Here is a 24,199-nt window from a genome sequence, read left to right on the forward strand (position 1 = left end):
CCCTCACACCCCGCTTCCGGCAATGCCGGCGCTTTCGAACGTCGCCATCTCGCTGACGATCCGGCATGCCGCATCGACGAGCGTCAGTCCGAGCACGCCGCCCGTCCCTTCGCCGATCCGCATGTCCAGATCCAGCCCGGGACGCAGATCCAGCGCTTCAAGCAGCTGGCGGTGTCCCTGCTCTTGGGAGATGTGGGAGGCAATCATGTAACCGGCGGCCTCCGGCGAAATCACCCGTGCCAAAAGCGCCGCCGCGCTCGAAATGAAGCCGTCGATCACCACCGGACAGCGGTTCGCCGCCGCTCCCAAAATCACTCCGATCAAGCCGCCGATCTCAAGCCCCCCGACTTTGGCAAGGACGTCGATCGGGTCCGCCGCATCCGGAGCATTCAGCTGCAAAGCTTTTTCAATGACCCCGATTTTATGCTTCAGCCGTTCATCATCGAGGCCCGTGCCGCGCCCGGCGGCTTTGGCCGGCTCCGTGTTGGTCATGGCGCACATGACGGCCGCGCTTGCGGTCGTGTTGCCGATCCCCATTTCGCCGGTCACGAAAATGCTGACGCCGCGCCGAACCTCTTCTTCGACGATGCTTATGCCGGTCTCGATGGCGCGGATCGCCTCTGCCCGCGTCATGGCCGGTCCTTTGGCCATATTGGCCGTACCGAATCGGATCTTCCGGGAGACAAGCTCCGGATGGGAAATGTCGTTGTTGACGCCGATGTCGACGCAAACCACCTTCGCTCCGGCTTGGCGGGCAAGCACGTTAACCGCGGCGCCGCCGGACAAAAAGTTGTGGATCATTTGCGTCGTCACTTCCTGCGGAAAGGCGCTGACCCCCTCTTCGCATACGCCGTGGTCCGCCGCCATGACAATGACCGCCTTTTTTTCGAACGAAGGTTTGATACGTCCCGTAATGCCCGCAAGCTGAACGGCAAGCGATTCCAGCTTCCCCAAGGCGCCGGGAGGAACCGTCAAGTTGCCGATATGGGCCGCAGCCGCGCGCGATGCCTCCATATCCAACTCGGGGATTCCTTCCACATACTGCTCTAGAAAACCCATTCATTTCCCTCCTCCTTATTTCGCTTTAACGCTGCCTTGGACAAAAGAACCTGGGGCGCGCCATAGACGGGATGTGCCACGATGACGGGCTCCACGTCGTAGACGGACCGGATCCGCTCGGATGTCAGCATTTCCTCCGGCGTCCCCATGCTGACGGCCCTTCCGTCACGCAGCACGAGCAGCTTGTCGCAATAGAGCGCGGCCAAATTGAGATCATGCAGCACGGCGACCACGGTAATCCCCGCCTCTTTCCTCCACTCGGCCACAAGCTCCATAAACTGCTGCTGGTAATGAATATCCAAAAAAGTCGTCGGTTCGTCAAGCAGTAATATTTGCGGCTCTTGCGCCATGACCTGACCCAAGGCAACCCGCTGCCGCTGTCCGCCGCTCAGTTCATCCAAATGGCGGTCCGCCAGCCCTTGCAGCTCCAGCTTTTCCATAATGCCGTCGATCAACGCGCCGACGTCTTCGCGCATATCCTGTCCGAGCCAGTTCAGGTAAGGATGGCGGCCCATTTCAAGCACTTCGCGCACCGGGTAGTGGACAGGCATAATCCCTTCCTGTTGAAGCACGGCCATCATCCGCGACAGCTCCTTGCGGCCGTAATCCTCCACGTGCCGGCCCCGAATGCGGATCGTCCCCGAGCTTGGGCGTTCCACGCCCGACAGCAGGCGCATCAGCGTCGATTTGCCGCTTCCGTTCGGGCCGATGATTCCCCACCATTCGCCTTCCCCGACGGTCCAGTCGAGTCCGCGCAAAGCCGATACGCCGTCATATGCTTTTCCCAAGCCCCTGGTTTCGATCATGCGCCTAACCCCTTTCGCTGTTTCTTGCTGCGGTATAACAAATAACCAAAAAACGGGGCCCCGACAAACGCCGTCACCACGCCGAGCGGAATTTCCGTCGGTGCAAGCAGGGTGCGTGCAAGCGTATCCGCCCATACCATAAAAATGCCGCCGCCGATCGCGGAAAGCGGAACGAGCAGCCTGTAGTCGGACCCGACGATCAGCCGGATCACGTGCGGGATGACAAGTCCCACGAAACCGATCACCCCGGCCATCGAAACTGCGGCTGCGGTCAACAGCGTACTGACGAGAAGCACCATCATTTTGAGTCCTTCCACGTTAACCCCTAAATGCGCCGCCTGCCGCTCTCCGAGCGACAGCAGATTCAGCGACCGCGCCCGGCTCCAGACGAGCAGCAGCCCAACCAGAAAATAAGGCAAAAGGATGGCCGTATACGACCATCCGCGCAGGCTTAAACCGCCCATTGTCCAGTATAAAATTTCGTTTACCGTCTCTTTGGACATCGCGGTCAGGAACGAGACCACCGCCCCGAGAAAGGACTGCATCACGACGCCCGACAAAATCAGGCTGTTCGTCGGGATTTTTCCCCGTTCGCGGGCCAGCGCCATCACGCCCCACAGCGTCGCCGAGCCGGTGACAAAAGCCACCGCAGGCAGCGTCCATGCTCCGATCAGCGAATACTGCATGCCGCAAAAGATCAGGATCGACGCGCCGACCGCCGAGCCCGAAGAGACGCCAAGCGTAAACGGATCGGCAAGCGGATTGCGCAGCACGCCCTGAAAACCCGCGCCCGCCACCGCCAGCGCGGCGCCGACCAGCATGCCTAGCAGCACGCGCGGCAGCCGCACCATGATGATGATTTGCTCAAACGACGGATTCCACGTCGGATGAATGGGATCCTTAACCCATGGCAGCCGATGAAGCACGATCAACGCGATATCCTTCACCGGGAGCGCGACCGAGCCGATCCCCAGACAGATCAGCAGGGTCAGCACCAGCAGCACCAGGCCGATCCCTCCGTAACCTGCCAGCTTTTTGCTCATTATTTAAACAACTCCGGATAAATGGCTTTGGCAACCTCTTGCAGGCCTTGCGTCACGCGTGGACCCGGACGGCTAAGCAGGTTGTCGTCCAGTCCGATGACCGCCCCGTTTTTGACGGCCGTAATTTGATCCCAGCCGCTGCGCCCTTTGATGATGTCGCCCAAACCTTTTTTCGTTTTATCATCGACTACGCTCTTGGCGTACAAAATGACGTCAGGGTTATCCTTAATGATCTTCTCTTCACTGATCTCGTTCCAGCCCTGCGTATCTGCAGCCACGTTGACGCCCCCGGCCAAGTTGATCAATTCATCCATAAACTCGCCTTTTCCGACGGTCCAGCCCGGGGAAAACTCGATGTATACTTTTTTCTTCTTGTCGTCGGCCAAGGATTTCACCGCCTCGACGACTTTGCTTTCTTCTTCCTTCATCCGGTCGACCACCTTTTGGGCTTCCGCCTGATGATCGGTAATTTTGCCGTACGTTTCGATATTTTTAATGACGTCGTCCACCGTCTTCGGATCGGTCTTGAAAATTTTGATGCCGAGACCACGCAGCTTCTTGACCGCTTCCTCGCTCATGGAAATGCCCGTAAACACGATATCCGGCTGGGCCGCGATGATCGCTTCCTCGTTCGGCTTCATGATGCCGCCCATTTTCGGCTTGGACTTGGCGTCTTCGGGGTAATCGTCATAATCGGATACGCCGACGATTTCATTTCCGAGACCGATCGCGAACAGCGCTTCGGTTTCCGCCGGAGACACCGACACGATTTTTTTCGGCGCTTCGTTAAACGTGAAGGATTCGCCCGTCGCATCCTGAAGCGTGAGCGGATAAGCTGTTTTCAGGCTGTCCGTCTGCGCTTGCTGTTGGGACGCCTCCTGCTTGGCCGGCTCCTGGGGCGCGGACTGCTGCTCCTTGTTTTCATTGCCGCAAGCCGCAAGCGATAACGCGAGCAGCAAAGCCGCAAAGCCGGTGGACCATCTTTTGATTGACGATTGCAAATTCATGTACGTTTTCTCTCCTCTATGGTTCTTTTTCTCTTGACGCAAAAGAGGCCTGGCAATAGAACGTTCATGAATGCGGCTTTGACGGACACCTTTCGGAATGCGGACCGGGCGGCCTTGAATGAATAGAAGCCAGACCGCGCTATATCTTCAAAAAAACCCTGATTCTTTTTGCCAAGAACCAGGGATCACGTCGCCTGAAAAAGACTGCGGCGTCAGCCGCATGCGCAGGCAAGCGCGCTTAAACACGCAGATGGCCGCAGCGACCGTCTGGCGGAAAGCGCACGCAACGTAATCCTTTTCCTCGAAGGACCGTCAATAAGCTCATGAGGCAGGTCTCCTGACTTACAGGTTGGGCGAAATCATCCCGGCCTTCCCATCCCTCCTTCATGGCGGAACAGTGGCATATCGGGACATACCTGTTTTACAGTGGCGGGACCGTGCCGGATTTGCACCGGCTTCCCTTTTCACCCGAAGAAACGGCGTCTCGCCGCTTTCCGGGACCTCATCAGCGTTCATTATTCATTTATTCCAGGCAATGCATCTCTAGCTTTTGATTATAGGGGAAGATGGAAGAGGTGACAATGGATTTTACGAGAATAACCCGCGCCGGCATATGCTTTCAAATCAATCATTAAAAAAATGCCTTCGGCTTCGAAAGAATCGGTTTCGTCCCCTCCGCTTTCTTTCGATTTTTATCGGGTCCTTACATATCTCCGAGATTTGCGCCGCTCCAGCCTTCCCCCGTCCGTTCCAGCGTCAGAACAAGCAGGTTCCCGGGTTCGATGCGGATATCCCAGAATGCGATTGTTTTCATAAAAGCATGCACGATCTGCCGGATCGCTCCGCCATGCGCCACAAGCAGTACCGAAGCGCAGGCTTTGTTACCCGAATTGCCAGTGTTTTCAGTGTTTTCAGTGCATCCGGCAGCCCTGCTTTCCGCTTCCTGCAGCATGAATGCCGCAAACGCGGCAATTCGGCTTTCAAACGCCTCCCAGGATTCGCCCTGCGGCGGGGTCACGCGTTTCGGTTCGTCCAACCACTGCCGGTACAAAGCGTTGTCCTTAAGATGATCGTAGGTATGCCCTTCCCACACGCCAAAGTCCATTTCCCGCAAACGATGGTCGTATACGGCTTCTTCGGCCAGATCCGGACGCACCTCTCGCAAACTCTCCCGACATCGCGCCAGATCGCTGCAGTAGACCCTGCCAAAGCTTCGATCGCGAAGCTTTTCCCGGACGGGAGCCAGCTCCTCCCTGCCCCGGTCGCTAAGTCCGATGTCGGTATGCCCCAGATAACGTTTCTCCTCGTTCCACGGCGTTGTTCCATGTCTCATCAAAATAATCTCCAGCCGCTTCAAGTCCATAACGCGCCTCCCGCCGCCCATATAACCAGCAAAGCCAGCAGGACGAACAGAACCGAAACCGTCAGCAGCAGCCGATTAGCCAGCAAAATGTCGCGGGATTTCATCGGTCTGAACGCCTCGCCCATATACGCTCTGAACGATTCGACGCCGTGGTAGACGTTGACGCCGCCCAGCCGAATCCCCAGCGCCCCCGCGACGGTCGATTCGGGAAAGCCGCTGTTCGGGCTCGGGTGCTTGCGGGCATCCCGCCGCATCGTGCGCCAAGCTCTGCGCCAATTCATCCGGAGAAGAAAAGCCGACACGGTAAGCAATAACGCCGTCAGCCTTGCCGGAATCCAATTGGCGATGTCGTCCAGCCGGGCCGAAGCCCAGCCGAGATGGAGGTATTTTTCGTTTTTGTAGCCGACCATCGAATCGAGGGTGTTCACCGCGCGGTAAGCCATGGCCAGCGGGGCTCCGCCGATCAGCGCATAAAACAGCGGGGAAATGACCGCATCCACGATATTTTCGGCGACGGTCTCCACCGTCCCCCGGACGATCTCCGGCCCGTCGAGATGGGAGGTTTCGCGCCCGACAATCATGCTGAGGCTGCGGCGCGCCGCCGGCAGATCGCCGATCGCGAGATGACGGTATACTTCCTTTCCCGCATCCTTCAATCCTTTAACGGCAATCGTCATGGCGATCAGCGCTACCTCTGCCGCCCAACCAAGCCAGGGATGGATCCCGTTTAACACTTTGAGCAGCACCCAGGTGATGATCAGCGATCCTCCCGCGACGACTAGGGGCAGCAGCAGCCCCGCCATTTTGAATTGTTCCGGCTGAAATTGCCGGCGAATCCAGTTCTCCATCCCTTTGATCGCCTTTCCCATCTGAATGACGGGATGCGGAATCCAGCGCGGGTCGCCGATCAGCAGATCCAGTATAAAAGCTCCGGCCAAAACGGCCATCGCCGTCAATGCCGCTCCGCCCATGCCGTCAACAGACCCTCCTTCACCGCGCCGTACACCGCGCGTCCGACCATGGCGCCGAGATCGGTGGCCGTTCCCGCATACATATGCTCCACCGGGTAAGCCGCGCTTTGACTCACCCCGAGCATGATCGCGTCCGAGGTCGTTCCCGTGGCCACAAGCCCGTTTTCCGCGTCGCGCACATCAAGGTCGGCAAGCGCGGCCGCTTTCGCTTCCACCGCCGTCATGATGACATTAACCATCGCCGCCTGGGTCAGCTTCGCATCGATCATCAGTATGATGTTCACCGTGCCGGGGCGATACGCGGGATAGGTGGTCCGTTCGGAGCCGGCTTTGGCGGCATTCGAAGTCCCGGCGGTCACGCAGCAGAAAACGGCGGCCTCCCCGTTTTTTTCCTCCATCACCGAAGCATGCTTCAGCTGAACCGCGGTCAAAAGCCCGGCGGTCGTGTCAACCGGATACCGCCATTCCCGCAGCCATTCGGCTACGTCGCGCACCGGATCGGAACAGTCGTAATTTTTGTCCACGTAAATGTTGGCCATTCTGCGCAGTCTCGTCACGCCTCCGCCGTACACCGCGCTTCCCATGGCCTCGAACGGTCCCGGTGCCTGAAGCAGCAGATGCCGATCCCCTTTCTTAAGCACAAGGCCAGGCCAAGCTGTAGATGCGTATTCGGTTTCTTTTTCGATCAAAAATGGTGTTGCCACCCCGCTCCCCCCTTAAGTACGAATCATTCCAATTCCTATTGAATTTTCTACAAAAAATAACGTCCTGCTGACGGATCACGTCTACATCAGTTTCGATAACGTACAACGTCTACGAAACCGCCACCCGCGATCCGCTCACGGATCGCAAATTCAGCCCGCCGAACCTAAACATCTTGAAACATGATTTTCCAAACGTTACTTTCCCTTCGTTTCAGCGCCCTATTGTTTTGCAGATCCTGACGTGTTTCCTTGCCTTCCCATCTGCCATCTATTCATGAAGAAGACGATGTTCCGGCGATGACCTCGCCCATGACGTCCAGCAGCCGCGCATTGTCCGCATGCGTTTTGACGGCAACCCGAATATGTTCTTTACCCAACCCGGGGTACATGGCGCAGCTGCGGATCAGCACGCCGCGTCGGCCCATTTCGGCCTGCATGTTCTCCGCCGTCCATGGCGCCGGAAGACCCGCGAGCAGAAAATTCGCTTCGCCTTCGGTCACGTCGCAGCCCAACTTTCGTAAACCTGCGGCCATCAATCCTCTTTGTTCCGTAATAAGGTTGATCGTGTCCCGCTCGTAACCCTCGCCGCTTTGCAAACAGGCTTCCCCGGCAAGCAGCGCCAAGCCGTTCACGCTCCACGTAACCTGCTTGCCCGTCATCGCCTGCGCCACATTCGGATGCGCCGCCGCAAATCCGAGCCGCAGGCCCGGAATCGCGTAAAACTTCGTCATCGACCGGACCAAAATCGTATGCGGATACCGGGCCAGCGCCGGCAGCAGCGACTGCCGCTTCTTTTCCGGAATAAAATCGATAAACGCCTCGTCCACCACCAAATAGGTGCCGCAGCGTTCCGCAGCGTCGGCCAGACGGCGTAAATCCCCCGCGTCGTATTGAATCCCGTTCGGATTGTTGGGCTGGCCGATAAACAGCAGATCGACGGCTTGCAGCCGCTTTTCGATCTCTTCGGCTTCGGCCCTCCATCCGCTGGCCCGCGAACCGTACACCGACTGCACTTCGGCGCCGAACTGCTCCGACAACTGCCTGTATTCCGAAAAGCAAGGTTCGACGATCCCCACCTTCCGGGGGCGCAGCGCCAGCAAAACGAGCGCCATGCACTCCGCCGCCCCGTTGCCGATGCACAGCTGCTCCGGCTGAACGCCCAAGCGGGCGCTTAACAGCTCTTTCAGCCCGCGGTGCCCGGGATCGGGGTAACGAATGATCGCAGGCAGCGCATCCCGCAGCTTCTCCATCACGCCGGGAGGCGGTCCCAGCGGGTTGATGTTGGCGCTGAAATCCAAAAAAACGCTCCGGCCGTAGATCTCCGCAGCGCTCTCCAAATCCCCGCCATGCCCGTATCTTTCCAGCATATGCCGCACTCCTGTCTGTTCACCATAATTGAATCCATTATGGCGTTAATGTTTTTGCGGCGTCAATGCAAATTCTTTTTTGTTTCTTGCAAACGATTGGTTTACAATAGATTCGAAAGCTGCTTTGGTTTTTGCAGAAAACGGGTATAAGCTGCATTCGGACCCTCTTTTTAGGGACGTTAAACTCATGTTTTTCGCATGCACCCGGGAGATCCCGATCAAGCCGCTTTTCATTTCGCAAATACCAAAGAATACAGGTCTTTAAACGGAGGAGTCAAGCTATGCTGTTTATCGATAACCAAGGCATTACCGATCCGGCCATCAACCTGGCCATCGAGGAATTTACGCTCAAGCATTTGCCGATGGAGGAAGACAGTTACCTGCTGTTCTACATCAACCGTCCTTCCATCATTATCGGCAAGCATCAAAATACGATCGAAGAAATCAACCAGGAATACGTCAGGGACCACAATATCCAGGTGGTGCGGCGTCTTTCCGGCGGCGGCGCGGTCTATCACGACCTCGGCAACCTGAACTTCAGCTTCATCACGAAAGATGACGGCCAGTCCTTCCACAACTTCCTGAAGTTTACCCAGCCGGTCATCGATGCGCTGCGGAGCATGGGCGTGAACGCCGAACTGAGCGGACGCAACGACCTGCAGGTCGGAGAGCAAAAAATTTCCGGCAACGCCCAGTTCGCCACCCGGGGCCGGATGTTCAGCCACGGCACGCTCATGTTCAACCTGAACCTGGATGACGTGCAAGCTTCCTTGAACGCCAACCCGGAAAAATTCAAATCCAAAAGCACCAAGTCGGTCCGCAGCCGCGTCGCCAACATCAGCGACCTGATGGATCGCAAGATGACGATCGAGGAGTTCCGCTCCGAGCTGCTGCGCGCCATTTTCAACATGGATCCGAAAGACGTTCCCCAGTATCATCTGACCGAAGCCGATTGGGAGAAAATCAACCAAATCTCCAAAGAGCGGTACCAAAACTGGGAATGGAACTACGGCCAATCGCCGGAATCGAACGTCAAACATACGAAACGTTTCCCTGTCGGCATCATCGACATCCGGATGGATATCAAGGACGCGCGCATTCAAAACATTAAAATCTACGGCGACTTTTTCGGCGTGGGCGACGTGGCCGATATCGAGGACAAGCTTCGGGGCAAACGCTACGAGGAGTCCGAGGTTCGCGAGGCGCTTCAAGGCGTCGATATCAAGCATTACTTCGGCAATATCGAAATGGACGATTTTATCGGGCTTGTCTTTTTGGAAGATTAAGCTCCGGCGATTCGCGAATTTTAAAAATAAATGCAAAAAACAGCATTCTTGCTTCCGGCAAGGACGCTGTTTTTTTGTTTGGAGAGGGGCGGATCGTCGAAACTTGATGGGAACCGGACTCCATTTATTCAACGGCGCTGCGGTGTACACGTTTCGGACGTCGCCTCGCCTCATATCATCGAACGGCAAAGCCAAGCGTCTCCCGCCTTCTTTAACGCGCCTTAGCAGCCTCTTTCATTCCTGCCTAAACGGCAAATTCGAAACGATATTGCCCCGAACCTGCTCTTACCTTGACTCCTTCAGCGGCCTTCTCCACGAACAGGATGCCTTCGGCGGAAGCTGTATCGATGTCCGACTCCTTGACCGTTTCCGGATCAGCCGCGGGCAATACGATCGTCGCCGTGGTGTTCGGCGGTATTGTGACGTCCATCCGCATCCGTCCATCCGCGATGCTCCATTTTGAAACGATCGTTCCGTACAAGGAGTCATAGGCCGCTTCGGCGGAGGTGATACCTATGCCTGGGCGCGGCTGAATGACAATCCCTTTGTAACCGGGTTCGGCTTCGCTGGTATCGATGCCTGCGACAACACCGTACAGCCATTCTCCGACCGAACCGTAGGCATAGTGGTTGAACGAATTCATCTCTTCGCTCCAGAACGAACCGTCCTCTTTGATGCTGTCCCAATGCTCCCAGATGGTCATTGCGCCTTTGCCGACCGAATAAAGCCATGACGGGTATTCCTTGCGCAGCACAAGCCTGTATGCCAATTCGTTGTACCCGTTCTCCGTCAGCACCCGGCATAAATACGGCGTTCCGACGAAACCGGTGGTCAGCGCCGTGCCGTTATCCTCAATCATCGCGGCCAGCGTCCGCGCCACCCTTGTTTTCGTCTCGCCCTCGACAAGCCCGAACGCCAGCGCAAGCACATGGGCCGTCTGCGTATGCGCGCATAGTCGTCCGCTAGGCGTAACGAACTCCTGCCGGAACGCATCGACGATCCGTCTATGCAGGTCGCGGTATTCGCCGGCAATCTCGCTTCGGCCGATCAAAGCCGCGGACCGCGCGAATAAATCCGTCGAATACGCAAAATAGGCGGTGGCGATCAAATCCGTCGGCGTTGCCCGGGAGTCGGCGTTAAGATGCAGCCAATCGCCAAAATGAAACCCCGTATTCCACAGCGTTTCCTGTTCGCCTTGTCCGCGAATGTAATCGATCCATGCCTTCATGCTGTCAAACTGTTCTTCCAGGATGCGCGTATCCCCGTAACAAAGATACAGCGTCCAGGGACAAATGACCGCCGCGTCGCCCCAGGCCGACGAAGAATGCATTTCCGCGCTTTCCGGGAATATGTTCGGAATGACCGCCGGAACGCCCCCGTCCGGCAATTGATCCGCCTTCAAGTCCCGCAGCCATTTCGTGAAAAACGGCCCGACTCCCATGTTGAAAGCGGCGGTTCGGATAAACACCTGGGCATCCCCGGTCCATCCGAGCCGTTCATCCCGCTGCGGACAATCGGTCGGCACGTCAAGGAAATTCCCTCTCTGCCCCCAAACGATATTTTGCTGCAGCTTCGACACTTGTTCGTCGGAGCAGGCAAACGTCCCCGTCGCCTCCATGCCGCTGTATATGACGCAGCCCGTAAAGTCATCGAGGTTGATTTCGCCGGGATATTGGACGACGTGCACATAACGGAAGCCCATAAACGTGAATTCGGGTTGATAGGTCTCCTCCACCCCTCCCCGGCAAATGTACTTTGCCGTCTGCTTCGCTTTGCGCAGATTAGCGGTGTACACGTTGCCGTTGCGGTCGAGCACCTCAAAATGGCGCAGTTCCGCCACCGCTCCCTCCGTTGCGCCGCGGACGGTGAAACGGACGGCGCCCACCATGTTTTGGCCAAAGTCGATGACCGTTTCCCCGGCAGGCGTCACGATGAAAGCGGCCGGCTTCAACTTATGCATCACCTTCGGCAGCTCGTTCTCCTGGCAGACAAGCATCGATTTCGGGTACTCAACGACAGATGCCCGTATCCAACCGGCGGTTCTCGGCATAACCTTTCCTGCTTCATGTAAGCCGATTTCGGTACCCGCGCTGATTTCGGCATCGTATCCTTCACCGTTCCAGGTCCCAGGCATTGCCCAGTCCGCAATTTCGAGCCGGGCATCGTAAATCTCCCCGTCGTAGATCTCCGACATCAGCACAGGCCCGGTCGACGCCTGCCAGCTTTCGTCCGAGCAGATCACCGCTTCGCGGCCATCCTTGTACAAGACATGCAGCTGAACAAGCGCCGCCCGGTCAGAACCGTAATATCCGTTGTTGTTTTCCCAGCCGAGCGCGCTTTGATGCCAGCCTTTCGCCAGCACGACGCCAACGGTATTGTCGCCTTCGGCCACAAACTCCGTCACGTCGTAGGTCTGTACTTGAAGCCGTTTGTTATAACTCGTCCAGCCCGGAGCCAACACGCCGTCGCCCGCCTTGCGGCCGTTCAGTTCAAGCCGGTAGGCGCCAAGCGAAGTGGCGTACACTCTGGCACGGACGATCTCTCCATCCAACCGGAAGCCGCGCCGCAGCAAATATGCTGCATCCTCATTCCACCCCTGGCTCTTGGCATCGCAGGTGATCCACGAAGCCTGCCAGGAATCCTCCCGGAAGTTCCCGGTCTCCCAAAAAACCGTCCCGCTCCAGTCGGCCGCCGCGGAGCGCCGATCCCATGCCCGTACGCGGGCGTAATAACGGGTGCGTTCCTCCAGCGGTTCTCCTCCATACTCGACATGAACGGAACGGTCGGATTCGATTTTTCCGCTGTCCCAAATCGGGCGGTTAAAATCGGGATCTTCCTTCGCAACCTGTATCTGGTAAGCCGCTTGCAGGACATGCCGCTCCCCTTTGCCCGCCTCCAGCTTCCAGCTCAGTCTCGGCCGGATCGGCCCGATCCCGAGCGGATTTCGGACATATTCGCTCCGCAAATCGGTAACGCGTAAGTTCAAGTTTATTCCCCTCCTCGCTTCGACATGGAAAATCTTATCCTCAGTATATCGAACTAAATATTGCAAAATATGGGTTATTCCATGTATTTTTATAGGGGATTCCGTTTAGTTTTTTTGGGAGGGGAATTTCGTTTGGAAAAGGGTAAGCATATGGTCATGCAGTTCCATTCGCTCCTGAACCGGGATGAAGATATATTCGTCAATCGGATCGCGGAGTCGTTCGAAACGCCGCAGCACTCCCATGATTTTATCGAAATCAATTATGTCGCGGAGGGACGGGGGTTCCATTACATCGATGAGGAGCTGATCGCCGCCGAAAAGGGCGATGTGTTCGTCCTGCCCGTCGGAACGGCGCATGTATTCCGGCCGACCGCGGTTTCCCCGAAGGAACCGATCGTCATCTATAACTGCGTTTTTCAGCCGCACACGCTTGCGGATTGGGCCGAGGCGATCCCGATGCCAATGCGCATTTTTGAATACTTGTCCCCTGCCAAAGGCGGCGCACCGGCGGCCTGGATGAAAACGACCGACCGCAGCGGCGATTTCCATTTGCTTTTTACCGGAATGTATGCCGAATATATCCGCAAGGCCGATGGCTATCGGACGATGCTGTGCGGAAAGCTGCTGGAGCTGCTCGGGATTCTCGACCGCCGGCTCTTCGGGACGGAGGAAACGCGATGGCAGGACCCGCTGTTCGAAGAAATTCTGAACATCATCCATATGCGGTGCGGTGAATCCCAGTTTACGATCGGAGAACTGACCGAGTCATTAAACGTCACGAGCGGGTATGTGCAGCGTATGTTCCGGAGGTACTTCGGCGTAACGTTCCTCGCGTATTTGCAGAATGCCCGCATCGAGCGAAGCTGCCGGCTGCTGCGCGAAACGTCGTTTAAAGTCGCCTACATCGCCGAGCTGTGCGGGTACCAGGACCTCAAATTTTTTTACCGCATTTTTAAACGCAAAACCGGATCGACGCCGCATCAATATCGTCTCAAGCATCGCCGGTCGTAACCGGGGAACAGCGTTCTTTTCATTTTCCTGAGTGACAGATTTATTTACATATGATTAAACCGAGGTGATTTCGTGTTCGGACACATGCAGGCGTTTACCGATCATTACTTGAAGCTGCTGGAATTAACGGGCTACAGTACTGCCTCTGAGGACAATATTCCCTTTCAATATCAATGCGAATCGGAAGCCGCGGAGCTGCGGAAGCTGAGGCAAACGTACGATTTGGAGAAAGCCGCAGGCAGCGGCGATGAGCTTTCCCGAATCATCAACCTGATGAAGTGGGTCGGCCAAAAGCTCAAGCATGGAGATGTACCCGCTCCCGATCCTTGCCACGCCCTTCACGTCTTGGAACATGTCCGGCAAACCGGAGCCCGCATGAACTGTTATGCGATCGCAACCGTATTAAACGAAGCATATCTGAGTCTCGGCTTTCGCTCCCGCCGGGTTTACTGCCGCCCCTATGACCCGTATGATCCGGACAGCCACGTCGTCACCGCCGTCTTTTCCGAGTCGTTACGCAAGTGGGTGTATATGGACGCCTCGTGGAGCCATTTCGTTACGGATGACCAAGGCATCCTGCTAAGCCCGGAGGAATTCAGGTATCGGCTCGGACAGCGTCTCCCCGTGCGGTTGAACGGGAATCCCGAATCGTCGGAGTGGAACGAATTTTACTTAAGCTACATGGCTAAAAACCTTTTTTGGTTCATGACGCCGCTGCACAGCGAATATAATGCCGAAGCCGTGCGCCCGAGCAAAACATACTGTGTCCTTCTGCCGGAGCATTTTGAGCCGGTCGAAATGAAGCAGGCGCCCCCTGAAAACGTATCCGTCATCGTATCGCGGAGTCCCCTGCATTTTTGGAGCCCTCCGGCTGCGCATGTTGCGGACAAGGAAACAGCTCCCGCCAAATAGAAGTTATCCCGGAAAGGAAGGGTTCGGAAGATGGACAAAATCATGAAAATGAAAGAAGCACTGAACGGGCTTTCCGCCCAAGAACTGAAGCGGCTTCTGTTATTGACGTTCCATCAGGTGGAGGCTGCCGCACGTGACCACGCTGCAAAAGAAGCGCTGTACCCTTTTCTAAAGGAGATGTACGACCATCTTCTTGACGACCGCCAAAACCAGGTCCGCCGCTGGCAGCCCGATGCCGGCACGAAAACGGTCCATGTGGTCTTCGGCCGTTCGCCCGCTGGGAGCCTAAAATGCGTGATTGAGGCGCTGGGTCGTGTCGACACGGACAAAATCGTTTCGTTCGACCAGGATTATTTTGCGTTTGGCCCGCTGCATGATCTTCATACGGAAGATGGCCGAAAACGCAGGGAGGAATGGTTCAGGGATCACATCAACGAGTCCCGAAAAGATGACGGGATTAGCTATGAAGAATACCATGGGGAGCTCGTAAAGCAGCTGTCGAAAATCCCCCCTGAAGCGAGCATCTTCATTTGGAGCAGCAAAAACGCCCATGAGCGGACAGGATTGCTTTGGGCTGTTTATTTACTGCGGCACCATCCGAATCCGATCACCATTATCGATGCGGACGAGGAATGCGGCAAAAAATACAACACGCCGGATTATTGGTGCAAATACAAGCATACGGGTGAGATTCCCCCCGAGAAACTGCAAGAAGTATACTTGGAAGCCGAACGAGAAGACCCGCTCCCTGACGAAATCAGGCGGCAGCTGGAGGAAAAATGGCTGGAGCTCGCCCGGCGGCACGAGGCGCTGCGTCTGTGGGAAGACGATGGTCTCCGGAGCGTCTGCGTGGATCACCTCGATGCCTATTTGCTTCAAACGGTAGAGGCACTTCAAAGCAGGATGCCGGAGCATGAATTCATCAAAGCGGCCCGTGTGATTGGAGAAGCTCTCGGCATGTGGGATGACTATATCGGGGATGTCTTTTTCGAGTACCGTCTCAGGCACCTCATCTATGAGGGACATTTGGAAATCAAAGGCGTGCCGCGGGCAATGCGATATTACAGCGTCAGACTTAAAAAGCTGCCCGGGAGGAACGACGCGGGTTTTTCCCGGTAAATCCACTTCAGCGCCCTAAACGAAACGCCATTCGGCTTCTTTTGACGGAAAACGGGATCATGCCAAGATTACGGATCCCGTTCCACGAAAATGCACCAGTCATGCGGGATCTTGGATTCCATCCCTCAATAACGATCCCTGCCGCAGACATATGAAAAGCTGCCCGGGAGGGCAGCTTTTCCGTCGGTCATTTATATTTCTTCCAGTCCATATTGCTGTTTTCAAGCAAATATTCAAAATCGTTGTCGCGGCGTTTTTGCTCGGCTTTACGTGCTTCCTCCGCTTTTTTCAGCTCGGCCTCTTTTTGCTTCTGCTGCTCGGCTTTTAATTCCTCCGACTGCTGCTTCAGCTTATTCAGCACATCGCTGCTCAAAAGATCCTTCAGCGTCGCCGGCTTATCCGCCGTCTGCGGCTTCACGGCCGCGTCTTGTTTTCTTTTTTTGGCCATGTCATCAACTCCGTTTCACCCACATTATAGCAGGTTTCCCGCCTTAGGTCAGGTTGCCGCGCCGCGAATTTCCTTGTCCGTCCGTCCGATTTGCGATACAATTTGGTCACTTGCCTTGGGTCTGATCTAAAACGCCCGGGTTTTATGCATGAAAGGAATGACTTCATTGAACCGCTCTCGTTTTGCCGATCTCAGCCTGCTCATCGTCGCCGCGATGTGGGGATGCACCTTCCTGATCGTTCAGCATGCCGTGAGGGTGCTGCCTCCGCTTGCTTTTAACGGCATCCGCTTCGTCGGGGCGGCGGTTTTGCTTGCTTTGATCATCACCGCGTTTTACCGCGGCCAGTGGCGTGCCGTCAGTTTTCGCATGCTGCTGCATGCCTGCCTGCTCGGGCTTTTTTTGTTTATGGGTTATGCTTTTCAAACGGTCGGCCTGCTGTACACCACCACCTCCAATGCCGGCTTCATCACGGGGTTATCGGTCGTTTTGGTGCCGTTTCTGGCCCTGATCCTGCTCAAGCATCCAATCTCGCGTTATACGTGGCTCAGCGCGCTTCTGGCGGCCTGCGGACTATACCTGCTGACCTTTGCCGGTTCCGCGTTCGAAATGAACAGAGGGGATGCTCTCATCTTCCTGTGCGCGATCGGGTTCGCCCTTCATATCGCTTACACCGGCATTTTTGCGCCCCGGTATCCCGCACTGCCTCTGGCAGCGCTGCAAATGGCCGTCGTCGGCCTGCTCAGCCTGATCGGATCGCTGCTATTTGAGGATATGGGCCCTGCCTCGCAAACGGTACAGCGGCTGCTGCAGCCGGAGGTGTTATGGGCGCTGGCCGTTTCGATCGGCCCTACCAGCGCGTTTGCGTTCTGGATTCAAACCGTCTGCCAAAAATATACGAGCCCGTCCCGGGTGGCCGTCATTTTTGCGATGGAACCGGTTTTTGCCGCCCTTACCGGCTTATGGTTCGGAGGAGAAACGCTCGGCATCGCCGCCGGGGCCGGCTGCCTGTTCATTTTCGCGGGCATGATTCTGGCCGAATTGAAATCCGCGCCCCCTGCGGTACAATAAAGGAAGCCACATTCCATAGAAAAAGGGAGAGAAGCCATCATGTACAAACTGATCGCCATCGACATCGACGACACGCTTATCAACGATGACAAGGAAGTGACACCGGCCACGCAAAAGGCTTTGGAGGCCGCAATCGCCAAAGGCGCCGTCGTGACGCTGGCCACCGGCCGCGCTTACGCGTCCGCCCAAGCCATCGCCCGCCAAACGGGCCTGAACGTGCCGATCATTACGTACCAAGGTTCGCTCGTCAAAAACCTGATGGACGAAAAGGTGCTTTACGAGCGTTACGTCCCGAAAGACGCGGCGCATAAGCTGTTTGAATACTGCATTCAGCATGATCTTCACCTGCAGGTATACATCGACGACAAGCTGTACGCGCGCGAGGAAAACCAGAAGCTGATCGACTACTGCAGCCTGAACCGGACGCCGTATTATATCGAACCGGATTTTGAAAAGCTGATCGAACAGCCGACGCCGAAAATGCTGATCATTGACGATCCCGATTATTTGGACAAGCTGATCCCCGTTTTCCGCGAGCTGCTGGGCAGCGAGGTGCATATCACCAAGTCCAAACCTCATTTCCTTGAAATTATGCATCACGAAGGCACAAAAGGGCATGCACTGACCTTCCTCGCCAACCATTTTGGCGTCGATTTGAACGAAACGATGGCCATCGGCGACTCCTGGAACGACCATGAGATGCTGGAAGCGGCGGGCCTTGGCGTCGCCATGGGCAACGCGATCCAAGCGCTGAAGGATATTGCCGATGACGTGACGCTCAGCAACAACGAGGACGGCGTCAAAGCCGCGATTGAGAAGTTTGTTTTGAATGCTTAAGGGCGAAGCCCTTAGGATCTCCTCCGCCTGAGCGCCGCGTCATTTTCCTTGCACGGATTAAAAAAGACAGCCGCAAAGCAGGTTCGCTTCCGAACCTCTTCGGCTGTCTTTTTTCCGTTAAATCAGCGCTTTATTAGGCCAATTCCATCTTCATTCCGGTACGTGCAAGCTCGACATTCGACGGCAGCGGAATATCCCCATTCAGATCGACGTCGTGGGACATATGGGTGTAGACCGCCCGTTTCGGCCGGACCTCGGCCAGAAGCTCCGCCGCTTCCCGCATGTCGTAAACGGAGCGCGACTCATACGGGGCCGTTTCATGCACAAAGCTTGTCCCCAGCACAAGCAAGTCCAAATCATGCAGCGGCTTTTTTTCCTTTTCGTTCAACCCGATGGAATCGGAGCAATACACCCAGCGGAAGCCGTTTTTTTCGAGCCGGTACGCGTAACTAAACCCGTTGTAGCCATGGCACACCTTCCAGCCTTTAATCTTCCAGCCGCCCAGTTCGATGCCATGATCCACCGCCGTGACGTTCATATGTCTCGCCAGCCATGGGAACTGCTTCAGGATCGTGTCGATCACTTCCTGCGGGGCGTACAGCTCCCCTTTCCGGCCCAGCCAGCGGCAGGCATCCGCCCATTCGGGAAGCCCCCCGATATGGTCGAAATGGGCATGCGTCACCAATATTTTCTCGGCGAAACGAAGTCCCTGGCTCTCCATCTGGGCCCGCCAATCCGGGCCGCAATCGATCAAAAAGCCGCCTTCCGGCCCTTCGATCATGACGAGCGAGCGCAGGCGGCGGTTGGTGCCGGTCGTTCTTGCTTCCATGCATACGTCGCAGTCGCAATAAACCCTCGGCACCCCCATCGCATCGCCGGTTCCCAAAAATACAAGCGTATCCATGTCGTTTCCTCCTCCACGCCCGCGGGCGCCTGAAATGTTCCGGACCATGTAAACCTCATGGAATGCTTATATTGTACCACGCTGAACGGAGGGATGCCCGCCGGAACCCGGCGATATGGCTGATCCACACACAAAAAAACGGGATCTGCCTGCATGGCAATCCCGCTTGTTATCCGGCAGCCGCGTCATATGGACCGCCATCTTTACCCGCGATAACCCAAGCTTTATCCAAGCCAAGATTAAATGCCGGCAAGCACTTGATACCAAATCCCTTTTTTCGAATAAAGCGTGGCCCGTACCTCATCCCAGCCGCCCAGGTAGGTGATGTCAAACAATCCTGAAGGGATCGGGTAACGTTTTTCGTTTGCCTTCAGCACCTCTTCGTCCACCGGCCGGAAGCCGTAATCGGCAAACATCGTCTGCGCTTCCTTGCTTCGAAGATACTCCACAAAAGCCTCCGCGACCTTTCGCGTCCCGTGCTGATCGGCGTACTTATCCACGACAGCTGCCGGATTTTCGATTTTGATGGTGTACTTGGGGATGATCACGTCGTATTTTTGGCCTTGCTTGATCCGGGCGAGCAGCTCGTTTTCATAGGTTACCACCACGTCGCCGACGCCGTATTCGAAGGCGGCCATGGAGGCCCTGCCGCTTTTGTCCAGCGATTCGATGTTTTGATGAACCTTCTGCAAAAAGGCTTTGGCGTATGCCGGATCCTTTTTCCCCTGCTCCTCCGAAAGCTTCAATCCGGCTCCGTAAATGGCGTTGATATCCCACTGGGCTCCGCCGGAAGTTTGCGGGTTCGGGTACAGCACCTTGACGCCCGGTTTGGTCAAATCCGTAAAATCATGAATGCCAAGCGGATTCCCTTCACGCGTGCCGAGCGCAACGACGGAGCGCGTGATCATGCCGCCGTCCGGGGCGTCCCGCCACGTTTTGTCGACGAGCCCCGCTTTGACCAGCTTATCGACGTCCCCTTCCATCGCAAGCAGCGTGACGTCCGCCTCGAAGCCGCCGATGATCGCGCGGGCCTGGGTTCCCGAGGCTTCATAGGATTCCTGGAATTTGACCGTTTGCCCGGTCTTCGCTTTCCACTCCTGCTGGAACTTGGGCAAAATGTCTGCCATGGCGTCCTTGGCGATGCTGTAAGCGCCGATGACCAGCGTGATCTCCTTCCCGTTTGCGGGAGCTGCGCTGGCTTCCGTGGCCGTTTCCCGGCTGCATCCGGACAGCATGAGCGATATCAGCAGAAGGAAGCCGAGCATACCCCACATATTCTTTTTCAACCGGCTTAAGGATGGTTTCATATGCGCTTCCTCCTGATTTTTAAAAAAATGAACTCACATCGACTGCAATAAAAAGCGGGGGCAGCGTAAAGGAAGATCAACCCTTTTGAAGCTGCGGTGGTCATTGGGAACTCTATTGCAAAAAGCACGCTTCGTAAGTTAGGCTGCTTGAATTGGCTCAAGCTAGTGTTTGACAATAAGCAAAAGTAGCGGAGGGGACGGAATCGATCTGAAGAAGCGAAGCGTTCGCCTTTGGCTCCGAATTTCTACCTTTTTTGAACAACAGAGTAAGAGAAATTTGGAGACAACAGCGATCGGAAGAACGATCCGTAACCGTAGCGGCCACGTTGCGCCATACCTAAAACTAATTTTGCCTGAACACTACAGTCGTTTTAAAGGCGAGCAGACGATCCGTAACCGTAGCGACCACATTGCACAATGTCCGGAACAAATTCAACACGGAGCCAGGCAGCGATCAATTTTTAAATCATCACCGGCATCGGATCCACCTTCAGCCGGTTCTCCTCCATCCAGCTCCGCTCCTCGTTAAACAAATACACGCGGTGCACCAGCACCCTTACATGCTGTCCCGGCGTCAGCGACGGCTTCTCCAGCGAGCGGTAGGTCATCAGCTTATGGCCGCCGACTTCCACCTCCACCATCCATTCGCTGCCGCGGAAATGAAGGCGGTGCACGACCCCTTCCTCCGTGGCGGAAGGCATCGTGAATTCATGGGCATCCCCAACTTCGATGTATTCGGGCCGAATGAGCGCGCGCGTTCCAGCGCCGGATCCCGCTTCCTCAAAGCCCCGAAGCTCCGACGCGTCGTCGATGATCGTGGATTCCCCGATAAACGACGCGACGAAAGGCGTTTTCGGCTCTTTGTATATGTCCCAAGGCGTTCCTTTCTGCTCCAGGCGCCCCTGGTTCATGATCATGATTTCATCGGCGACCTCGATCGCCTCATCCTGGTCATGGGTTACGAAAATCGAGGTGATGCCCACGCGTTCGATCAGCTCGCGCAGCCAAGAGCGCAGCTCCTGCCTGATTTTGGCGTCGATCGCGGCAAAAGGCTCATCCAGCAGCAGCAGCTGCGGCTCGGGAGCCAAAGCCCGCGCAAACGCGACGCGCTGCCGCTGCCCGCCGGACAGCTGATGGGGATAGCGCTTTTCGAAGCCGGACAGGCCGGTCAGCTCCACCAGTTCCATGACGCGTTCCTTCAAAACCGGCTTGGCGACCTTTTTCACCTTCAGCCCGAATGCGATATTGTCGTACACCGTCATATGCTTGAACAGCGCATAGTTTTGAAAAACGAAGCCGATCCCGCGCTCCTGCGGCAGCAGATTGGTGACCGGATCGCCGTGGAACAGAATCTCTCCGGCATCCGGCTGCTCCAGGCCGGCCAGCATTCTAAGCACCGACGTTTTGCCGCCGCCGCTTGGGCCGAGCAGCCCGATCAGATGGCCTTTCGCGATGTCAAAGCTCACGTCCTTGACGGCGTGGAAACTGCCAAAATGCTTGTTTAATCCGCGAACCTCAATATGCATGTCAGTGCACTCCCCTTCTTTTTTTCGCCCATTCCATCATAAGCATAAGCCCGATCGAAAATGCCGCCAGCACCAGCGCCGCCCCGTTGGCCGAAGTTACGTTGAAATTTTCGACATCCTGATAAATGAGGGTCGTCGCGGTTTGCGTCCGGTTGATGATATTGCCGGAAACGACCAGCACCGCGCCGAACTCCCCGAGCGCCCGGGCGATGGTCAGCACCACGCCGTAAATGACCGCCCAGCGGATCGACGGCCATGTCACCTTCCAGAACGTCGTCCAGCTGTAGGCGCCAAGCGTGGAAGCCGCCTCCTCCTGCAGCGTGCCGATTTCCTGTAGAACGGGCATCACCTCGCGCACCATGAGCGGAAACGTCACGAAGAGCGTCGCGATGACCATGCCTGGAAACGCATAAACGATCTTGAAGCCGATATGGTCGAAAAAGGTCCCCGCCGCGCTGCCCGGACCAAGCAGCAGGACGATCATCAGGCCACCGATGACGGGAGACACCGCGTAAGGCAAATCGACAATGCTGTTCAGCAGCCTTCTCAGCCACCGGCTCATCCAGTTGCCGCGCACCAAGTAAACGGCCGTCATCATCCCAAGCAGCGTGTTCAGTATCGTCACCGTGACAACCACAAGCGCCGTCATCATAAAAGCATGCAAAGCCTCGGGCCGCGAAAGCGCGTCCCCAAGCGTGCCAAGCCCGCCGCTAAAGGCGGCCGTCGTCATTTTGGCCAGCGGGATGATCAGTAGTACGGTAAATACGGCATAGGTCAGTACGATCCACAGTTTATTCATTGATTTTTCCCCCGTGTCTGTACCCAGTTCACAACCCATAAAATGATGAACGACAACGTCAGCAGCAGCACCGACACCGCGGCCGCGCCAGCCGTATGGTCGCTTTCGACTTCCCCGTAAATATAAACGGAAGCGACCAGCGTCCTTCCGGGGATGTTCCCCGCCACGAGCACCACCGCGCCGAACTCCGCCAGCGCTCTGGAAAAAGCGAGCATCCCGCCGCTTATGATGCCGGGCAGCATCGAAGGCAGAACCACCCGAAAAAACACCCTGAATCCCGACGCGCCAAGCGTCCTTGCCGCTTCTTCCTCCGACGGATCGATCTCTTCCAGCAGCGGCTGCACCGCGCGGATCACGAACGGAAACGTCACGAACACCATCGCGATAATAATGGCCGGCGGGTGAAACACGATATCGAAGCCTAGCGCCCCGGCGGCTTTGCCGACCCAGCTTGCGGGTCCAAGCAGCAGCAGGATCATCAGCCCGCCCACGGCGGTCGGAAGCGCAAAAGGCAGATCCACCAGGCTGTTCAGCAGCGTTCTTCCCGGAAAACGGCAGCGCACCAGCACCCATCCGATCATCGTGCCGATCAGCATATTGATGACGGCCGCGACCAAAGCCAGCCTGACCGTCAGCCAAACCGCCTTCCAGGCGATGGGATCGGTAACGCTCTCCGCAAACTGGCGCCAGCCTTCCGAAAGGGAATGGTAATAGACGCCAAGCAAAGGAAGGATCACCAGCAGCAAAAAATATAAAAGCAGGGTGCTGCGGAACCCCCAGGTCCAGCCCTTATGTCGCAGCAATGTGTTCATACGGCTTTTCCTCCCCGTCTGATTGAATCCGCGTGACGCAATGCGCCTATTGCGCGTATTGTACATATGTCATAAATATGGTTTTGCGGTAAAATTAATTGAATTCCTATTTGTATACTCGGCTTTTACTTAAGAGATACTTTACCAAAAACTGTTTGTCATCGTCAATATGTAAGTTTGTATGGAATTTAGAAAATAATGTACAATGCGAAAGGAATCGAAAACGGCTGCGGCGAAGTGGTTAAGTTGCCGCAAAATCGCGGCTTGAAGGACAAGATAAACAAGAAAGGGGAATACCTATGCTGCACACGATCGAGCTGGCTACGGCCGGCCGCGACGAAATGAGGGATATTACGCGGGACATCCGCTCGCTGGTCCAAAAAAGCGGAGTGAAGGAAGGAACGGTGCTGGTTTATTGTCCGCATACGACCGCCGGAATCGCCATCAACGAAAACGCGGACCCGGACGTCAAACGGGACGTTTTGATGCGCCTGGACGAAGTGTATCCATGGGAGCATCCCAAATACCGCCACATGGAAGGGAACACGGCTTCCCATTTGAAGTCGATCACCTGCGGACCGTCCCAAACGGTCATCATTGCCGGAGGCGATCTCTTGCTCGGCCGCTGGCAGGGGATCTATTTTTGCGAATTCGACGGTCCCCGCCGCAGGCAGTGCCACGTTAAAATCATGCAGGGGTAGTTGAAGCAGGGCGTACATGAGACAAGCCCGGCCAAAGCAAAACAAAACAGGCGTTGGGGTTCAGGCTTTTGTTCGCCTATCCCCTTCACCATCTCATCTGCATGTATCTGCTTTGACGCAATACCAATTCAGCGCTATAAAGCAATCATCCGTCAAGAGACG

Annotated in this window: 22 protein-coding genes and 1 riboswitch; of the genes, 7 read left to right on the plus strand and 15 right to left on the minus strand. The window is 56.1% G+C overall.

Annotation, left to right across the window (positions count from 1 at the left end):
• Nucleotides 1-3 precede the first annotated feature (3 nt).
• The 8 genes from cobT to cobD form a co-directional block, all read right to left on the minus strand.
• Nucleotides 4-1,059, minus strand: a complete 1,056-nt coding sequence (gene cobT, locus GQY55_RS15170; RefSeq protein WP_160042707.1) for a nicotinate-nucleotide--dimethylbenzimidazole phosphoribosyltransferase — start codon at nucleotides 1,057-1,059, stop codon at nucleotides 4-6.
• A complete protein-coding gene (locus GQY55_RS15175; protein ID WP_160042708.1) occupies nucleotides 1,047-1,865 on the minus strand; it encodes an ABC transporter ATP-binding protein in 819 nt (272 codons plus the stop codon). Before GQY55_RS15175 ends, cobT begins: the two co-directional genes overlap by 13 nt.
• Nucleotides 1,862-2,908 (minus strand): FecCD family ABC transporter permease, encoded by a 1,047-nt coding sequence (locus GQY55_RS15180; RefSeq protein WP_160042709.1) that lies wholly within the window; start codon nucleotides 2,906-2,908, stop codon nucleotides 1,862-1,864. Before GQY55_RS15180 ends, GQY55_RS15175 begins: the two co-directional genes overlap by 4 nt.
• On the minus strand, nucleotides 2,908-3,915 hold the full coding sequence (locus GQY55_RS15185) for an ABC transporter substrate-binding protein (protein WP_160042710.1): 1,008 nt from the start codon (nucleotides 3,913-3,915) through the stop codon (nucleotides 2,908-2,910). The genes GQY55_RS15180 and GQY55_RS15185 overlap by 1 nt, the downstream gene beginning before the upstream one ends.
• Nucleotides 3,916-4,225: 310 nt before the next feature.
• Nucleotides 4,226-4,435: riboswitch (cobalamin riboswitch) on the minus strand.
• Nucleotides 4,436-4,618: 183 nt separating this feature from the next.
• Nucleotides 4,619-5,278 carry a histidine phosphatase family protein gene (locus GQY55_RS15190; protein WP_160042711.1) on the minus strand — a complete coding sequence of 220 codons (660 nt, stop codon included), beginning with the start codon at nucleotides 5,276-5,278 and terminating at the stop codon, nucleotides 4,619-4,621.
• A complete protein-coding gene (gene cbiB, locus GQY55_RS15195) occupies nucleotides 5,269-6,234 on the minus strand; it encodes an adenosylcobinamide-phosphate synthase CbiB (protein ID WP_160042822.1) in 966 nt (321 codons plus the stop codon). The genes GQY55_RS15190 and cbiB overlap by 10 nt, the downstream gene beginning before the upstream one ends.
• A complete protein-coding gene (locus GQY55_RS15200; RefSeq protein ID WP_160042712.1) occupies nucleotides 6,231-6,953 on the minus strand; it encodes an adenosylcobinamide amidohydrolase in 723 nt (240 codons plus the stop codon). Before GQY55_RS15200 ends, cbiB begins: the two co-directional genes overlap by 4 nt.
• A 272-nt stretch (nucleotides 6,954-7,225) precedes the next feature.
• A complete protein-coding gene (gene cobD, locus GQY55_RS15205; RefSeq protein WP_160042713.1) occupies nucleotides 7,226-8,320 on the minus strand; it encodes a threonine-phosphate decarboxylase CobD in 1,095 nt (364 codons plus the stop codon).
• A gap of 281 nt (nucleotides 8,321-8,601) precedes the next feature.
• On the opposite strand from cobD, the gene GQY55_RS15210 reads away from it, so the two are divergent.
• Nucleotides 8,602-9,606, plus strand: coding sequence for a lipoate--protein ligase (locus GQY55_RS15210; protein ID WP_160042714.1), 1,005 nt, complete (start codon nucleotides 8,602-8,604; stop codon nucleotides 9,604-9,606).
• 244 nt (nucleotides 9,607-9,850) lie between these two features.
• On the opposite strand, the gene GQY55_RS15215 is transcribed toward GQY55_RS15210, so the two are convergent.
• Nucleotides 9,851-12,592 carry a family 78 glycoside hydrolase catalytic domain gene (locus GQY55_RS15215; protein ID WP_236575635.1) on the minus strand — a complete coding sequence of 914 codons (2,742 nt, stop codon included), beginning with the start codon at nucleotides 12,590-12,592 and terminating at the stop codon, nucleotides 9,851-9,853.
• 132 nt (nucleotides 12,593-12,724) lie between these two features.
• Here GQY55_RS15215 and GQY55_RS15220 point away from each other — a divergent pair, with 132 nt between their 5' ends.
• From GQY55_RS15220 to GQY55_RS15230, 3 genes are all read left to right on the plus strand, one after another.
• Nucleotides 12,725-13,603 (plus strand): AraC family transcriptional regulator, encoded by an 879-nt coding sequence (locus GQY55_RS15220; RefSeq protein ID WP_160042715.1) that lies wholly within the window; start codon nucleotides 12,725-12,727, stop codon nucleotides 13,601-13,603.
• A gap of 72 nt (nucleotides 13,604-13,675) precedes the next feature.
• Nucleotides 13,676-14,515 carry a transglutaminase domain-containing protein gene (locus GQY55_RS15225; protein ID WP_160042716.1) on the plus strand — a complete coding sequence of 280 codons (840 nt, stop codon included), beginning with the start codon at nucleotides 13,676-13,678 and terminating at the stop codon, nucleotides 14,513-14,515.
• A 30-nt stretch (nucleotides 14,516-14,545) separates the two neighbouring features.
• Nucleotides 14,546-15,634 carry a DUF1835 domain-containing protein gene (locus GQY55_RS15230; protein ID WP_160042717.1) on the plus strand — a complete coding sequence of 363 codons (1,089 nt, stop codon included), beginning with the start codon at nucleotides 14,546-14,548 and terminating at the stop codon, nucleotides 15,632-15,634.
• A 187-nt stretch (nucleotides 15,635-15,821) separates the two neighbouring features.
• Here GQY55_RS15230 and GQY55_RS15235 read toward each other — a convergent pair whose 3' ends face one another.
• Nucleotides 15,822-16,082, minus strand: a complete 261-nt coding sequence (locus GQY55_RS15235; protein WP_160042718.1) for a YqkE family protein — start codon at nucleotides 16,080-16,082, stop codon at nucleotides 15,822-15,824.
• A gap of 166 nt (nucleotides 16,083-16,248) precedes the next feature.
• Between GQY55_RS15235 and GQY55_RS15240 the strand changes: the two genes are divergently transcribed.
• Both GQY55_RS15240 and GQY55_RS15245 read left to right on the plus strand, forming a co-directional pair.
• Nucleotides 16,249-17,151, plus strand: coding sequence for a DMT family transporter (locus GQY55_RS15240; RefSeq protein ID WP_160042719.1), 903 nt, complete (start codon nucleotides 16,249-16,251; stop codon nucleotides 17,149-17,151).
• A 39-nt stretch (nucleotides 17,152-17,190) separates the two neighbouring features.
• Nucleotides 17,191-17,988 carry a Cof-type HAD-IIB family hydrolase gene (locus GQY55_RS15245; RefSeq protein ID WP_160042720.1) on the plus strand — a complete coding sequence of 266 codons (798 nt, stop codon included), beginning with the start codon at nucleotides 17,191-17,193 and terminating at the stop codon, nucleotides 17,986-17,988.
• 133 nt (nucleotides 17,989-18,121) lie between these two features.
• Here the strand turns inward: GQY55_RS15245 and GQY55_RS15250 are convergent, their stop codons facing one another.
• The 5 genes from GQY55_RS15250 to cysT all read right to left on the minus strand — a co-directional run bounded on the left by GQY55_RS15250 (nucleotide 18,122) and on the right by cysT (nucleotide 23,336).
• Nucleotides 18,122-18,892: an MBL fold metallo-hydrolase gene (locus GQY55_RS15250; RefSeq protein ID WP_160042721.1), complete on the minus strand. Its 771-nt coding sequence runs from the start codon at nucleotides 18,890-18,892 to the stop codon at nucleotides 18,122-18,124.
• A gap of 239 nt (nucleotides 18,893-19,131) precedes the next feature.
• Nucleotides 19,132-20,199, minus strand: coding sequence for a sulfate ABC transporter substrate-binding protein (locus tag GQY55_RS15255; RefSeq protein WP_160042722.1), 1,068 nt, complete (start codon nucleotides 20,197-20,199; stop codon nucleotides 19,132-19,134).
• A 461-nt stretch (nucleotides 20,200-20,660) separates the two neighbouring features.
• Entirely contained in the window at nucleotides 20,661-21,725 is a 1,065-nt protein-coding gene (locus tag GQY55_RS15260; protein ID WP_160042723.1) for a sulfate/molybdate ABC transporter ATP-binding protein, read from the minus strand.
• Nucleotide 21,726: 1 nt separating this feature from the next.
• Nucleotides 21,727-22,524: a sulfate ABC transporter permease subunit gene (locus GQY55_RS15265; RefSeq protein ID WP_160042724.1), complete on the minus strand. Its 798-nt coding sequence runs from the start codon at nucleotides 22,522-22,524 to the stop codon at nucleotides 21,727-21,729.
• Entirely contained in the window at nucleotides 22,521-23,336 is an 816-nt protein-coding gene (gene cysT, locus GQY55_RS15270; RefSeq protein ID WP_160042725.1) for a sulfate ABC transporter permease subunit CysT, read from the minus strand. The genes GQY55_RS15265 and cysT overlap by 4 nt, the downstream gene beginning before the upstream one ends.
• Nucleotides 23,337-23,635: 299 nt before the next feature.
• Here cysT and GQY55_RS15275 point away from each other — a divergent pair, with 299 nt between their 5' ends.
• Entirely contained in the window at nucleotides 23,636-24,037 is a 402-nt protein-coding gene (locus GQY55_RS15275; protein WP_160042726.1) for a secondary thiamine-phosphate synthase enzyme YjbQ, read from the plus strand.
• Nucleotides 24,038-24,199 lie beyond the last annotated feature (162 nt).

This window comes from Paenibacillus sp. USDA918EY (genome assembly GCF_009870825.1).
Taxonomy (GTDB): Bacteria; Bacillota; Bacilli; order Paenibacillales; family Paenibacillaceae; genus Paenibacillus_AQ; species Paenibacillus_AQ albilobatus.